Here is a 15,202-nt window from a genome sequence, read left to right as displayed (position 1 = left end):
AGTCGCGAGGGGCGGCCCGAACGGGCGCTCCATCCTGACGAAAGGCGACCGGTTCACGCTGCCACGGGGCGTGCCGGTGGGCGGAGTGACCAGATGAACATCGAGAAATACACCGATCGGGCCAAGGGCTTCCTGCAGGCGGCCCAGACCATTGCGCTCCGCGAGGGCCATCAGCAGTTCGCGCCGGAGCATCTGCTCAAGGCGCTGCTGGACGACAATGAGGGCATGGCCGCCGGTCTGATCGACCGCTCGGGCGGCAATGCCAAGCTCGCCCTGCAACTGACCGACACCACACTCGCCCGGCTGCCCAAGGTCAGCGGCGCGGGGGCCGGCGGCCTCAGCCTGACGCAGGGCCTCGCCCGCGTCTTCGACACTGCGGAGAAGGCGGCCGAGAAGGCTGGCGATTCCTTCGTAACGGTCGAGCGGCTCCTGCTGGCTCTGGCGGTCGAGAAGGACAGCGAGGCCGGCAAGGCGCTCAGCAAGGCCGGCGTGACGCCGCAGGCGCTGAACGCCGCGGTCGAGGCCCTGCGCAAGGGCCGCAAGGCCGATTCCGCCGGCGCCGAGCAGAGCTACGACGCGCTCAAGAAATACGCCCGCGACCTTACCGCCGCCGCCCGCGAGGGCAAGCTCGATCCGGTCATCGGCCGCGACGAGGAGATCCGCCGCACGATCCAGGTGCTCTCGCGCCGGACCAAGAACAACCCTGTCCTGATCGGTGAGCCCGGCGTCGGCAAGACCGCCATCGCCGAGGGGCTGGCGCTGCGCATCGTCAATGGCGACGTGCCTGAGGGCCTGAAGGACAAGGACCTGCTCTCGCTCGACATGGGCTCGCTGATCGCCGGCGCGAAGTATCGCGGCGAGTTCGAGGAGCGCTTGAAGGCCGTGCTGAACGAGGTCTCGGCGGCCGAGGGCGGCATCATCCTGTTCATCGACGAGATGCACACCCTTGTCGGCGCCGGCAAGAGCGACGGGGCGATGGACGCCTCGAACCTGCTCAAGCCCGCGCTCGCCCGCGGCGATCTGCACTGCATCGGGGCGACGACGCTCGACGAGTACCGCAAATATGTCGAGAAGGACGCGGCCCTGGCGCGGCGCTTCCAGCCCGTCTTCGTCGAGGAGCCCTCGGTCGAGGACACCGTCTCGATCCTGCGCGGGCTGAAGGAGAAATACGAGCAGCACCACCGCGTCCGCATCACGGATTCGGCGCTGGTCTCGGCTGCGACCCTCTCCAACCGCTACATCACCGACCGGTTCCTGCCGGACAAGGCGATCGACCTCGTCGACGAGGCCTCGGCGCGGCTGCGCATGCAGGTCGACTCCAAGCCGGAGGAACTCGACTCGATCGACCGCGAGATCGTGCGCCTCAAGATCGAGCAGGAGGCGCTCAAGAAGGAGAACGATGCCGGCTCGAAGGAGCGCCTGAAGCGGCTCGAATCCGAGCTGGCCGATCTGGAGTCGCGCTCGGCCACGATCACCGCGAAATGGATGGCCGAAAAGGACAAGCTCGGTGCCGCCGCCGAACTGAAGACGCGGCTAGACAACGCCCGCAACGAACTGGCCCAGGCGCAGCGCAAGGGCGAGTATCAGCGCGCCGGCGAGCTCGCCTATGGCGAGATCCCCCAGCTCGAGAAGACACTGGCCGAGATCGAGGCCAAGGGCGACACCAGCGGCATGGTCGAGGAGGCCGTGACGGCCGACCATGTCGCGCAGGTCGTCAGCCGCTGGACCGGCGTGCCGGTCGACCGGATGCTGGAGGGCGAGAAGGACAAGCTCCTGCGCATGGAGCAGGTGCTGGCCTCGCGCGTCGTCGGCCAGCGCGAGGCGGTCGAGGCCGTCTCGACGGCCGTCCGTCGCGCCCGCGCCGGTCTGCAGGACCCCAACCGTCCGATCGGCTCCTTCATGTTCCTGGGGCCGACCGGCGTCGGCAAGACCGAGCTGACCAAGGCGCTGGCCTCGTTCCTGTTCGACGACGACACCGCGATGGTGCGCCTCGACATGTCGGAATACATGGAGAAGCACTCCGTCGCCCGTCTGATCGGCGCGCCTCCCGGCTATGTCGGCTATGAGGAGGGTGGGGCGCTCACGGAAGCGGTGCGCCGCCGGCCCTATCAGGTCGTGCTCTTCGACGAGGTCGAGAAGGCGCATCCCGACGTCTTCAACGTCCTGCTGCAGGTCCTCGACGACGGGCGCCTGACCGACGGCCAGGGTCGTACGGTCGACTTCCGCAACGTGCTGATCATCATGACCTCGAATCTCGGTTCGGAGTATCTGGTGAACCAGCCCGAGGGGCAGGATTCGGAGGCCGTCCGCGACGAGGTCATGGGCGTGGTCAGGCAGGCCTTCCGGCCGGAGTTCCTGAACCGCATCGACGACATCATCCTGTTCCACCGCCTGCGGCGGGAGGATATGGGCGCGATCGTCGACATCCAGATGGCCCGTCTCGGCAAGCTGCTGACCGATCGCAAGATCACGCTCGAGCTGTCGAAGGAGGCGCGTCAGTGGCTCGCCGACAAGGGCTACGACCCGGCTTACGGCGCGCGCCCGCTCAAGCGCGTCATCCAGAAGTCGGTCCAGGACCCGCTGGCCGAGCTGCTGCTGGCCGGCAAGGTCCATGATGGCGAGACGGTACCGGTCACGGTCGGCCCGGCCAGCCTGATGCTGGGCGATGTCGCGGCCGTGAAGGAGAAGCGGCCCGTCGGCGTGCCGCTGAACTGAAGTCTTTTCCCTTCTCCCCTTGGGGGAGAAGGTGTCTGCGCAGCAGACGGATGAGGGAAGGGTCGCGCAAGCGGCCCTTTCTTGTTTGCGGTCGAGGCATCCCTCATCCGTCAGCGCTGCGCGCTGCCACCTTCTCCCCCGAGGGGAGAAGGATCACCCCCGCTTCAGCAGGAACACCGCCTGCGCCCCGAAGAGGTTCCAGAACCACCAGGGCGCGCTGACGCCGACGCGGCCGCCCGCCGCGTCGAGCGCCACCGCACGCTCCTTCACCGCGCCGATCGTCTCGCACAGCGTCACGAAATCGCGGATCGTGCAGAAATGGATGTTGGGCGTGTCCCACCAGGCATAGGGCAGGGCATCGGTCACGGGCATCCGGCCCTGGAAGAACACCTGCGAACGCATGCGCCAGTGTCCGAAATTCGGGAATGAGACGATCGCGCGCTGTCCCACACGCAGCATCTGCTCCAGCACGAACCGCGGATTGCGCGTCGCCTGGATCGTCTGGGAGAGGATGACGTAATCGAAGGCGTCGTCGGGATATTCGGTCAGGTCGGTGTCGGCGTCGCCCTGGATCACCGAGAGCCCGCGCGCGACGCATCCGGCCACGCCCTCGCGCGACAATTCGATGCCGCGCGCATCGACGTTGCGGGTCTCGGCCAGCAGCGCCAGCAGCTCGCCGTCGCCGCAGCCGACATCGAGCACACGCGAGCCGGGCGTCACCATTTCGGCGACGAGCTTGAGGTCGATGCGGTTGGTGTGGGTGTCGGGGAAGGTCATGGCGTGGCCTTTTCCGTCATGGTCGGGCTTGTCCCGACCATCCACGTCTTCGTTGGTCGAGACCTCTGTTCAAGACGTGGATGCTCGCCACAAGGGCGAGCATGACGGGAAGGCTCGTCACCGTCATCTCAGATCCCCCGCGCCCGCGCCGCGGCGCCGATGAAGCCGCGCGTCGTCGCGAACAGGTTCGGCTCCTCCAGCAGGAAGGCGTCGTGGCCCTTGTCGCTTTCGAGTTCGACGAAGGAGACCGAGGCGCCCGCCGCGTTGAGCGCATGCACGATGGCGCGTGAATCGGCGGTCGGGAACAGCCAGTCGGAGGTGAAGGACGCCACGCAGAACCGAGTCTTGGTGCCCGCGAATGCCTTGGCCAGCACGCCGTCATGGTCGGCGGCGAGGTCGAAGTAATCCATTGCCCGCGTCACATAGAGATAGGAATTGGCGTCGAAGCGCTCGACGAAGGAGAGCCCCTGGTAGCGCAGATAGCTCTCGACCTGAAAATCGGCGTCGAAGGAGAAGGTCGGCGCCTCCCGGTCCTGCAGCTTGCGGCCGAATTTGCGGTGCAGCGCCGGCTCCGAGAGATAGGTGATATGCGCGCCCATCCGCGCCACGGAGAGCCCCTTGGAGGGCCGCGTGCCCTCCTCGAGATAGCGCCCGCCGCGCCATTCGGGATCCGCCATCACCGCCTGGCGGCCAACCTCGTGGAAAGCGATGTTCTGGGCGGAATGCTTCGCGGCGGTCGCCAGCGGCAGCGCGGCGAAGACGCGGTCGGGATAGCTCGCTGCCCATTGCAGCACCTGCATGCCGCCCATCGAGCCGCCCGCGACGCAGAACAGCGTGTCGATGCCCAGGCTGTCGACCAGATGGCGCTGCGCCCGCACCATGTCGCGGATCGTCACCATCGGGAAGGCGAGCCCCCAGGGCTGCCCCGTTTCGGGGTTGGTCGAGGCCGGTCCGGTCGTCCCCGTGCAGCCGCCGACGACATTGGCGCAGATCACGAAGAAGCGGTCCGTGTCGATCGGCTTGCCGGGGCCGACCATGGCGGTCCACCAGCCGCCCTTGCCGGTGATCGGGTTGCGGCTCGCCACATGCTGGTCGCCGGTGAGGGCATGACAGACCAGAATCGCGTTGGAGCGCGCCGCGTTGAGCGCACCGTAGGTCTGGTAGGCGATCTGCCAATGGTCGAGGCTGACGCCGCAATCCATGGCGAGCGGCGTCTCGGGGCCGAAGCGCGCCACCGCGCTGCTCGGCTCGTTGGCTTCCTTCAGGGGATCGGCCAGGCTCGCTGCGAAATCGCTCATCTTGTCCGCTTTGACGCGATAATCTGCCTTGCCGGTCGGCTCGTTCGGAAGATCGAACCCTAGCGATGGCGTGACGCGCGGCTTCTGTCAACGCGGCGATGCATCGGGTCGCTTTGCCAAGGCGAGGTGGGGGCGCTAAGGAGCGTGACGATCGCCAAAGCCCTCATCCTGAGGAGCAGGCGAGAAGCGCGTCTTGCCATCATGACCGAAGCCGCCCCGCCCACGCTCGCAGCCCCCACGACCCTCGCCGATCTGCGGGCCGAGATCGACCGCATCGACGCCGAGATGCATGCGCTGCTGATGGAGCGCTCCTCGATCATCGAGACGCTGATCTCGGTCAAGAAGACGCAGGCCTCCGGTTCCGCCTTCCGCCCGGGGCGCGAGGCGGACATGATGAAGCGCCTCGCGCTGCGCCATCGCGGCCTGCTGCCGCTCGATACGATCGAGGGCATCTGGCGCATCATCATCGCCACCTTCACCTATGTGCAGGCGAATTACGCGGTGCATGCCGACGTCTCGGGCGGCGATGCCGCGATGCGCGATTCCGCCCGCTTCCATTTCGGCTTCACGGTGCCCTTCGTCACCCATGAGGATGCGCGCGCCGTCATCCGCGCCGTGGCGGGCTCGGCCGGCGATCTCGGCATCTTCCGCATGGACCAGGGCGCCAGCGCCGGCATCTGGTGGCGCGATCTCGTCGGCGCCGACGCGCCCAAGATCATCGCGCGCCTGCCCTTCATCGAGCGGCCGGATCACCCGGCCGGCACGCCGGTCTACTGCGTCGCCAAGCCGCTTGCCGATGCCGCCGTGCGCGAGATCGTGCTCTATGCCGCCCGGGTCGAGCGCTGGTCGGAGACGCTGCGTGCCGGGCTCGCCCAGCATCTGGCCGAAGTCTCGGCCTCGGCTGCCGACGGCTCCCATCTCTCGCTGCTGGTGGCCGCCTCCGGCGAGGTCGACCAGGCCACGATCCGCGCCTCCCTGGAGCCGGCCGGCCTGAGCGACTTCGCCGAGATCGGCAGCCACGCCGCCCGCTTCGCCTTCAAGCCCGTCCGTTCGTGAACCCGCTTCCGATGTCGTCCTGAACCACCTTCCGTCATCCTGGACGCCGCGCAGCGGCGCTCCGGGATCCATCGTAGAGCGTCGCGCCCTCCGATGGATCCCGGTCGACCTGCGGTCGCCCAGGATGACGGTACGGGTGTTAGAATCGAAGAAAGCCAAGACCATGTCCGCAGCCACCCGCCCCATGCCCCGCCCTGGCGTCCTCGACATCGAGGCCTATGTCCCCGGCAAATCGGCCGCCCCAGCCGGCGTGAAGCTGCACAAGCTCTCCTCGAACGAGACGCCGCTGGGGCCGAGCCCCAAGGCCGTCGAGGCCTACGGCAAGATCGCGGGCAAGCTCGAGCTCTATCCGGACGGCTCCTCGACCAAGCTGCGCGAGGCGATCGCCGCCCGCTACGGGCTGGACGCCGGCCGCATCCTCTGCGGCACCGGCTCGGATGAGCTGCTCCAGCTCATCACCAAGGCCTATCTCGGCGACGGCGACGAGGGCGTCTTCACCCAGCACGGCTTCCTCGTCTACCGCATCGCCATCCTCGCCGCGGGCGGCAGGCCCGTCGTGGTCGATGAAACGAACTTCACCGCCGATGTCGACGCCATCCTGGCGGCCGTGACGCCGCGCACGAAGATCGTCTTCCTCGCCAACCCCAATAACCCGACCGGGACCTATCTGCCCTTCGACGAGGTCAAGCGCCTGCATGCCGGGCTGCCCTCGAACGTGCTGCTGGTGCTGGACGCGGCCTATGCCGAATATGTCCGCCGCAACGACTATGCGTCCGGCCTCGAACTGGTCGCCGAGAGCGAGAACGTCGTGATGACGCGCACCTTCTCGAAGATCTACGGCCTCGCCAATCTGCGCATCGGCTGGATGTACGGCCCCGCCCACATCATCGACGCGCTGGAACGCATCCGCGGCCCGTTCAACGTCAATGGCGCGGCGATCGAAGCCGGCGCGGCCGCCATCGCTGACGAGGCCCATGTCGCCGCCGCGATCGAGCACAACGACAGATGGCTGGCCTGGACCACCGCCGAGCTGGAAAAGCTCGGGCTGACGGTCACGCCCTCCGTCGGTAATTTCGTACTGGTCCATTTCCCCGCGACGCCGGGCAAGACGGCGAAGGAGGCCGACGCCTTCCTGACGCAGCGCGGCCTGATCCTGCGGGGCGTCGGCGCCTATGGCCTGCCCGGCGCGCTGCGCATGACCATCGGCACCGAGGAGCAGAACCGGCTCGTCGTCGCCGCCCTCAGCGAATTCCTGGCGGCGTGATGGCGCCGTCCCAGGACAGCTTCGCGCCGCGGCGTGAGGCCCCGCTCTTCGGGCGGCTCGCGATCATCGGCATCGGGCTGATCGGCTCCTCCATCGCCCATGCCGCCAAGGCGCTGAACCTCGCCGGCCGCGTCGTACTCTACGATCGTGAACCGGAGGTCCGGCAGCGCGCCCGCGAACTCGGCCTCGGTCACGAGATCGCCGACAGCGCGGCGGCTGCCGTGGCGGACGCCGACCACATCATCCTCTGCGTGCCGGTCGGCGCCTGCGGGCCGGTGGCGGCCGAGATCGCGTCTGCGCTGAAGCCGGGCGCGATCCTCTCCGATGTCGGCTCGGTCAAGAAATCCGTGGTCGAGGCGGTGACGCCGCATCTGCCGGAGGGCGTGCAGTTCGTGCCGGCCCATCCCGTGGCGGGCACCGAGAATTCCGGCCCCGATGCCGGCTTCCCGAGCCTCTTCCTCAACCGCTGGTGCATCCTGACTCCGGCGGAGGGTGCCGACCCCGCGGCCATCGCCGCGACCCGCCAGTTCTGGGAGGGCATGGGCGCGATCGTCGAGATCATGACCGCGAGCCATCATGACCTCGTGCTCGCCGTCACCAGCCATCTGCCGCATCTGATCGCCTACAACATCGTCGGCACGGCGGAGGATCTGGCGGCGGTGACGCAGTCGGAGGTGATCAAGTTCTCGGCCGGCGGCTTCCGCGACTTCACCCGCATCGCGGCCTCCGACCCGACGATGTGGCGGGACGTCTTCCTGCACAACAAGGATGCGGTGCTGGAGATGCTCGGCCGCTTCAGCGAGGACCTGGCGGTGCTGACCCGTGCGATCCGCTTCGGCGATGGCGACACGCTGCACAAGCACTTCACCCGCACCCGCGCCATCCGCCGCGGCATCGTCGCGCTCGGCCAGGAGAAGCCGGAGACGGAGAAGCTGCGCAAGGACTGACGAGCGGGCCGGATTTTCCGGCCCGCGCCTCGCGCCGTCGCCTTGCCAAGAATCGGCCGGGCTGGTAGAGGCTCCCGCGTCGCCGCTTTAGCTCAGCTGGTAGAGCACCTCATTCGTAATGAGGGGGTCGGGGGTTCGAATCCCTCAAGCGGCACCACTCCCCATCTTCCGCAGCGTCATCAGAACATGCCTTGCTCGACGAGCGAGGGCGCGCGATGCTGCCCATCTCTTGATCGCCGCCATGCCGCATTTTGCTGCGCGCGCTGCGATTGCCCGGGGATTTTTTTGATGCCATGAATTGGTTCCCGGAGGAACTAATTCCATGCCCTGCCTGCCGCATGCCGATCTTATTCTCCAGAATGGTCCGGTCTATCTCGGGCTGAAGGAGGGCTACACCTCGGCTGTCGCGCTGTGGGCGGGAAAGGTGCTGGCGACCGGAACGCCGGCCGACATGGCGCCGCTGATCGGGCCCGGCACCCAAGTGATCGACCTCGCCGGTCGCATGGCGACGCCCGGCCTCTACGAGGCGCATCTGCATCTGCTGCCGCTCGGTCTGACGATGAAGGAGCTCGACATCCGCCCGCGCTTCGTGCGCACGCTGGACGGGTTGCTGGAGATGATCGCGCAGGCGGCGGCCAAGGCGAAGCCCGGCGAATGGATCCTGGCGCGCGGCTACGACCATTTCGAACTCGACGTGAAGCGCCACCCGCACCGAACGGAGCTGGACCGCGCCGCGCCGAACAACCCCGTCTATATCGTGCGCGCCTGCGGCCATCTTTCCGTCGCCAATTCGCTGGCGCTGAAGCTCGCCGGCGTCGACGAGACAACCCCCGTTCCCGCCGGCGGCGCGATCGAGCAGGTCAATGGTGTGCTCACCGGGCTAATGGCCGAGAACGGCCGCGACCCGGTCAAGAAGGTCATCCCCGATCCGACCGACGAGGAACTCGTCGCGGCGATCGAGCGGGCAGGGCGCTACTGCAATTCCTTCGGCATCACCTCGGTCATGGACGCCGCGGTCGGCATGCGCTCGCGCTATCGCGAGGTCGCGGCCTATCGCACGGCGCAGCGAACGGGCCGCCTGCCGGTGCGCACGAACATGTGCCTGCTCGGCGGGCATAACGGCATCGTCGAGCAGTGCTTCGCCGACGGGCTGGTGACGGGTGCGGGGGACGACTGGCTCAGCGTCGGCCCGGTCAAGATCTTCACGGACGGCTCGGCCGGCGGCCGCACCGCGGCGATGAGCCTGCCCTATCTCGGCGAGCCGGAGACGAAGGGCATCTTCTGCCTCACCGATGCCGAGATGGACGCGCTGACCCGCGACTATCACGCCAAGGGCTATCAGCTCGCGGTGCATGCCATCGGCGATGCCGCGATCGAGCAGACGCTGAACGCGATGGAAAACGGGCTGAACGATCACCCCGATCCCGACCGCCGCCACCGCATCGAGCATTGCGGCTTCAACTCGAAGGAGCAGATCGCCCGCATGGTCAGGCTCGGCATCGAGCCCGTTCCGCAGCCGGTCTTCATCTATGATTTCGGCGATCTCTATCTCTCGGTGCTGGAGGCTGACCGCGTCGAGGCCTGTTATCCGATGCGCGACTGGATCGAAGCCGGGCTGAAGCCTGCCGCCTCCTCGGATGCGCCGGTCTGCGACGCGAACATCTGGCCCAACATCTACACCATGCTGACCCGCAAGACGGCGCGCGGCACGGTCATTTCGCCGGACCAGACCCTGACGATCGACGAGGCCATTTCCGCCTACACCGAGTTCGGCGCCTATGTGAATCGCTGCGAGGACAGCCGCGGCCGCCTGCTGCCGGGCATGGCGGCGGATGTCGCGATCTTCTCGCGCGACCTCTCCACCGCCACGCCGGAACAGCTCTTGCACGAGACCCGCTGCGACATGACGATCATCGCAGGCAAGGTCGTGTACGAGGCGGAAGCGTGATGGATTCGTCATTGCGAGCGGAGCGAAGCAATCCAGGAGTTGCAGAGCACGCGGCGCTGGATTGCTTCGCTGCGCTCGCAATGACGGGGGTGGCGCGCGCATGCTGAACCACATCGCCCAGCGCGTCGCCATGTCGGTGCCGGTTCTGCTCGGCGTGCTCCTGTTCGGCTTCCTGCTGCTGCAACTGGTCCCGGCCGACCCGGCCGCCATCGTCGCCGGGCCGACCGCGAGCCCCGAACTGGTCGAACAGATCCGCAAGGATCTCGGGCTCGATCGGCCCGTCATCGTCCAGTTCGGCATCTATCTCGCCCGCGTCCTGCAGGGCGATCTCGGCGTCTCGCTGATCTCCAACACCAGCGTCGTCGCCGAACTCGGTGAGGCGATCGGCCCCACCGCCGAACTCATGTTCGCCTGCCTGGTCTGGGCGGTGCCGCTCGGCATCGCGCTCGGCACCATCGCGGCCGTCTATCGCGGCCGCCTGCTCGACCGCATCGTGATCGCGATCTCGGTGGCGGGCGTCTCGACCCCGGTGTTCTTCATCGGGCTCATCCTGATGCAGTACATCGGCTACCATTGGGGCCTGCTCCCCTTTATCGGGCGCGGAGGCCCGCTCTGGAGCCTCGACGGACTCGCGGCCATCGCGCTGCCGGCGCTGACGCTCGGCCTCGTCTTCATCGGCCCGATCGCGCGGATGACCCGCACCGCCGCGCTCGAGGTGCTGAGCGCCGACCATGTCCGCACCGCCCGCGCGAAGGGCCTGTCCGAGCGCGCCGTGGTGCTGCGCCATGTGCTGCGCAACGCGCTGATCCCGGTGGTGACGCTGATCGGGCTGCAGGCCGGCTACCTGCTCGGCGGGGCCGTCGTCACCGAGACGATCTATTCCTGGCCCGGCGTCGGCCGGCTCGCGGTCGGTGCCATCCTGGCGAGCGATTTCCCCCTCGCACAGGGCGCGATCCTCGTGCTGGCGCTGGCCTTCCTGGTGATCAATCTCATCGTCGACATGCTCTACGCCGTGCTCGATCCGCGGGTGGAAAAACATGGCTGACGTCGCGATCGCCGCCCCCGCCGCGAGCCGGCCGCTCGCCGCCTTCGGGCGTCGCATCCTGCGCGACAAGCTCGCCTTGCTGGCGGCCGTCGTGCTGCTGCTGATCGTGCTGGCGGCGCTGTTTGCGCCGTGGCTCGCGCCCTTCGACCCGTACAACACCACCCGCCGTCCCTTCATCCCGCCGGTCTGGAGCGAGGGCTCGCTGCCGCAGCACTGGCTCGGTACGGACGGGCAGGGCCGCGACATGCTCTCCCGCCTGCTCTACGGCACGCGGCTGACCCTGGTGATGGGCCTCGCCTCGATCGTCATCGGCGGGGGGCTCGGCGCGCTCGTCGCGCTGCTCGGCGTCTATTACCGCCGGCTCGACCCCTACATCATGCGCGGCGCCGACATCCTTCTGTCCTTCCCGGCGATCCTGCTCGGACTGGCGCTGGCCGCCGTCGTCGGTCCCGGCTTGACGGCCATCGTGATCGCGCTCTCGATCGCGACCATTCCCGACGTTGCCCGCATCACCCGCAGCGCGGCCATCGTCATCATGGGGCAGGACTACATGGAGGCCGGCCGCGCCATGGGCCTGCCGGACCGGACGCTGATCTGGCGCTACCTCGCGCTGAACTGCCTGTCGCCGGTCTTCGTCTTCATGACGCTGCGCTTCGGCCAGATCATCCTGATCGGCGCGGCCCTGTCCTTCCTCGGCCTCGGGGTGCGCCCGCCTGAAGCCGAGCTCGGCATGATGGCATCGCTCGGCCGCGACGCGCTGTTCTTCGCGCCGCATATCTCGCTTCTGCCGAGCCTCGTGATCGTCGCCATCGTGCTCTGCGTGAACCTGCTGGGCGACGCCCTGCGGGACCTGCTCGACCCGCGCATGCGCAACCAGTGAGGCGCCCGCCCGGACCGCTCGTTTCAAAACAAAAGGGGAGAACGATCGTGAAGCATCTGACATCCATCGCCGCAGGCGCCCTTCTGGGGTTGACGGCGCTCGCCGGGCCAGCATTGGCGCAAGGTTCGAGCAACAGCCTCACCATCGTCCGCGAGGTCGACAGCGACCGCTACGACCCCCACCGCTCGACGGCACGCGCGGCCTCCGAGGTCATCTTCATGATGGCCGATACGCTGGTCTCGCTCGACCACGACATGTCGACGATCAAGCCTGGCCTCGCCACCTCTTGGACGATGTCGCCCGACGGCAAGACCTACACCTTCAAGCTGCGCAACGACGTCTCCTTCTGCGACGGCAAGAAGATGACGGCGCAGGACGTCGTCTATTCGATGAAGCGCTGGATCGATCCGGCCACGCGTTCGCCGGTGCGCTGGCGCGCCGGCAAGGTCGACGACATCGTCGCGGTCGACGACACCACGGTCGAGTACAAGCTGACCGCGCCCTTCTCCGAGCTGCTCTATCAGCTCACCCAGAGCTTCGCCGTCATCGTCGACAAGGCCAATGTCGAGGCGCTCGGCGCCGATTTCGGCGTCAAGGGCTTCAACGGCACTGGCCCCTATTGCTGGGGTGACTGGAAGCCGCGCAACGAATTCCGCCTGAAGAAGCACGCCGCCTACAAGTGGGGCCCGCCGATCTACGAGAACAAGGGTGCCGCCCAGATCGAGGAGATCGTCTGGCGCATCGTTCCGGAGGAGAACACCCGCCTCGCCGCGGTGATGACCGGCCAGAGCCAGGTCACGCAATATGTGCCCTATTCCGGCCTGTCGCAGATCCGCGCCAACCGCAATCTTAAGCTGGTGGACTCCAAGGAAGCCTTCTGGACCTATTTCGTCGGCTTCAAGATCGACAAGGAGGGCGTCAATGACCCCGCGGTGCGCCGCGCCATGGTCATGGCCGTCGATCAGAAGGCGATCGCCGAGAACCTCTATTTCGGCGAGGTCGAGCCCGCCTACAGCTATATCTCGACTGAAGCTCTCGACTGGAACAAGGCCGTCACGCCGCTCAGGACCAATGTCGCCGAGGCGAACAAGATCCTTGACGCCGCCGGCTGGGTGAAGGGCGCTGACGGCTTCCGCGCCAAGGACGGCAAGAAGCTCGCTCCCGTCGTCTATGGCTTCACGGGCTCGACCTGGCAGAAGCTGATGGAGGCGATCCAGGGTGACCTGCGCAAGATCGGCGTCGATCTCAAGGTCCAGCTCTTCGACGCTACCATCGCCTGGGGCAAGATGGCCACGCAGGAGTTCGACATGTTCGGGATGAGCTTCCCCTATATCTCGGCCGGCGACGCGCTGAACCTCTACTTCCCCTCCGCCAATGCGCCTACGCCGAACCGGATGAATTGGAAGGACGCCGAGACCGATGCGCTGCTCTCCAAGGGCATGACGGCTCTGAACGATGCCGATCGCGCTGCCGCCTATGGCGAGGTTCTGAAGAAGGTGCATGAGGCCGCCGTCTGGCTGCCGCTCTATCACGAGCCGATGAAGATCGCGGCCTCGGCTCGCCTCGCCCCCTTCAAGGCCCACAACATCTATGGCTGCGGGCTCTACAAGGGACTGGACCTGAAGTTCGTCCGCTGACCTCTCGTCGTTCTCGGGCGAAGCGGAACGCGCACCCGGGAACCACTCTCGCCGAAGATGGTCGGCCTGTGGCCGACCATGACGCCTTCATTCCGCCCCACGCCGGAGCCTGCCATGCCGATCACACTCATCCGCAACGCCAGCTGGATCGTCGCCTATGACGCTGAGGCGAAGGGCCATGTCTATCTGCGTGACGGCGACGTCGCCTATGACGGCAACCGGATCGTCCATGTCGGCGGCAGCTATGCCGGCAAGGCCGACGTCACCATCGATGGTCGCGGCAAGATGGTCATGCCGGGCCTCGTCAACATCCATTCCCATCCCTCCTCGGAGGCGATGACCAAGGGCTGGAACGACGAACTCGGCTCACCGAAAATGTATGGCACGGCGCTCTACGAGTTCATGCCGCTGTTCCGTTGCGACGCCCAGGGCATCAAGTCCTGCGCACAGGTGACCTATTCCGAGTTGCTGATGTCGGGCGTGACCACGCTGGTCGACATGTCGGTCGCCTGGGACGGCTGGCTCGAGACCTTCAAGGCCTCCGGCCTGCGCGGCGTCTTCTCGCCGATGTACCGCTCGGCCCGCTGGTACACGGACAATGGCCATCTCGCGAAATACGAATGGGACGAGAAGGCTGGCGAGGCCGCCATGGCTGCCGCCATGAAGCTGCTCGACCAGGTCGCGGCCGACGACAGCGGGCGGCTCTCAGGCATGGTCTCGCCCTCGCAGATCGACACCTGCACGCCCGAGCTGATCCAGGCCAGCTATGCCGAGGCCGAGAAGCGCAAGGTTCCCTTCCAGATCCACGCCGCCCAGAGCGTGGTGGAGTTCCACGAGATCACCCGCCGCCATGGCATGACGCCGGTCGAATGGCTGGAGTCGCTCGACGTGCTCGGGCCGTTCTCGATCATCGGCCACGGCATCTTCCTCGACCACCACTCCTCGGCGAAATGGCCGGCGACGGACGATCTCGGCTGTCTCGTCGAAACCGGCACCAACGTCGCCCACTGCCCGGTCGTCTTCCAGCGCCGCGGCATCGCGATGCAGAGCTTCGGGCAATATGTCGCCGCCGGCGTCAATGTCGGCATCGGCACCGACACCTATCCGCACCACATGCTGGAGGAACTGCGCGCTGTCTGCATCGGCTCGCGTATGATGGCGGAGGACGTCTTCGACCTGCGCACCTCGGATGCCTTCAACGCCGCGACGCTCGGCAGCGCCAAGGCGCTCGGCCGGGACGATATCGGTCGCCTGGCCAAGGGCGCCAAGGCGGACATCGTGCTGGTCGACGTCACGCATCCGATGATGCGCCCGCTGCGCGATCCGATCCGCAGCCTGATCTATGCGGCGGGCGAGCGCGCGGTCACGACGGTCATTGTCGATGGCGTCACGGTCGTCGAGAACGGCAAGGTCCTGACCATGGATTACGCCGCCGCCGCCGCCGAACTCGAAGAGGCCCAGCGCCGCGCCGAGCCGAAGGTCAAGGAGCTCGACTGGGCGAAGCGCGACCATCTCGAGATCTCGCCGCTGACCTTCCCCTCGGGGAAGTGACCTGAGCCGCGGCCTGTTCCGCTCGGAACAGCGCCGACACGCGGCCGAGCCTATTCCTGATCTCCAGCTGCGGGCCATGGGGCC

The 15,202-nt window shown here is 67.3% G+C and carries 11 protein-coding genes and 1 tRNA gene; 10 read left to right on the top strand and 2 right to left on the bottom strand.

Annotated features, from left to right (window positions below; all coding sequences use genetic code 11):
* Window positions 1-93: 93 nt before the first annotated feature.
* Window positions 94-2,715 (top strand): ATP-dependent chaperone ClpB, encoded by a 2,622-nt coding sequence (clpB, locus tag AX750_RS14030; RefSeq protein ID WP_066716691.1) that lies wholly within the window; start codon window positions 94-96, stop codon window positions 2,713-2,715.
* Between the two features lie 153 nt (window positions 2,716-2,868).
* On the opposite strand, the gene metW is transcribed toward clpB, so the two are convergent.
* Both metW and AX750_RS14020 read right to left on the bottom strand, forming a co-directional pair.
* Window positions 2,869-3,492, bottom strand: coding sequence for a methionine biosynthesis protein MetW (metW, locus tag AX750_RS14025; protein WP_066716680.1), 624 nt, complete (start codon window positions 3,490-3,492; stop codon window positions 2,869-2,871).
* Between the two features lie 128 nt (window positions 3,493-3,620).
* Window positions 3,621-4,790, bottom strand: coding sequence for a homoserine O-acetyltransferase (locus AX750_RS14020; protein WP_066716669.1), 1,170 nt, complete (start codon window positions 4,788-4,790; stop codon window positions 3,621-3,623).
* 201 nt (window positions 4,791-4,991) lie between these two features.
* On the opposite strand from AX750_RS14020, the gene AX750_RS14015 reads away from it, so the two are divergent.
* From AX750_RS14015 to AX750_RS13975, 9 genes are all read left to right on the top strand, one after another.
* The gene (locus AX750_RS14015; RefSeq protein ID WP_066716667.1) at window positions 4,992-5,846 is read left to right on the top strand and encodes a chorismate mutase; all 855 of its coding nucleotides are present in this window, start codon (window positions 4,992-4,994) and stop codon (window positions 5,844-5,846) included.
* Between the two features lie 163 nt (window positions 5,847-6,009).
* Window positions 6,010-7,110: a histidinol-phosphate transaminase gene (hisC, locus tag AX750_RS14010; protein ID WP_066716665.1), complete on the top strand. Its 1,101-nt coding sequence runs from the start codon at window positions 6,010-6,012 to the stop codon at window positions 7,108-7,110.
* Window positions 7,110-8,057, top strand: a complete 948-nt coding sequence (locus AX750_RS14005) for a prephenate/arogenate dehydrogenase family protein (protein WP_066716663.1) — start codon at window positions 7,110-7,112, stop codon at window positions 8,055-8,057. Before hisC ends, AX750_RS14005 begins: the two co-directional genes overlap by 1 nt.
* 81 nt (window positions 8,058-8,138) lie before the next feature.
* Window positions 8,139-8,214: transfer RNA gene (locus tag AX750_RS14000), tRNA-Thr, on the top strand.
* Window positions 8,215-8,379: 165 nt separating this feature from the next.
* Window positions 8,380-10,005 carry an amidohydrolase gene (locus tag AX750_RS13995; protein ID WP_066716660.1) on the top strand — a complete coding sequence of 542 codons (1,626 nt, stop codon included), beginning with the start codon at window positions 8,380-8,382 and terminating at the stop codon, window positions 10,003-10,005.
* A gap of 100 nt (window positions 10,006-10,105) precedes the next feature.
* Window positions 10,106-11,050, top strand: coding sequence for an ABC transporter permease (locus AX750_RS13990; RefSeq protein ID WP_066716657.1), 945 nt, complete (start codon window positions 10,106-10,108; stop codon window positions 11,048-11,050).
* Window positions 11,043-11,930 carry an ABC transporter permease gene (locus AX750_RS13985; RefSeq protein WP_066716654.1) on the top strand — a complete coding sequence of 296 codons (888 nt, stop codon included), beginning with the start codon at window positions 11,043-11,045 and terminating at the stop codon, window positions 11,928-11,930. The genes AX750_RS13990 and AX750_RS13985 overlap by 8 nt, the downstream gene beginning before the upstream one ends.
* 47 nt (window positions 11,931-11,977) lie before the next feature.
* Entirely contained in the window at window positions 11,978-13,567 is a 1,590-nt protein-coding gene (locus tag AX750_RS13980) for an ABC transporter substrate-binding protein (protein WP_197426510.1), read from the top strand.
* Between the two features lie 114 nt (window positions 13,568-13,681).
* On the top strand, window positions 13,682-15,118 hold the full coding sequence (locus tag AX750_RS13975; protein ID WP_066716652.1) for an amidohydrolase family protein: 1,437 nt from the start codon (window positions 13,682-13,684) through the stop codon (window positions 15,116-15,118).
* Window positions 15,119-15,202 lie beyond the last annotated feature (84 nt).

The organism is Methylobacterium sp. CCH7-A2 (assembly GCF_001557075.1).
Lineage (GTDB): Bacteria > Pseudomonadota > Alphaproteobacteria > Rhizobiales > Beijerinckiaceae > Allobosea > Allobosea massiliensis.
Note: the sequence above shows the minus strand (reverse complement) of the source record. Positions and strands in the feature narration are given on the sequence as shown.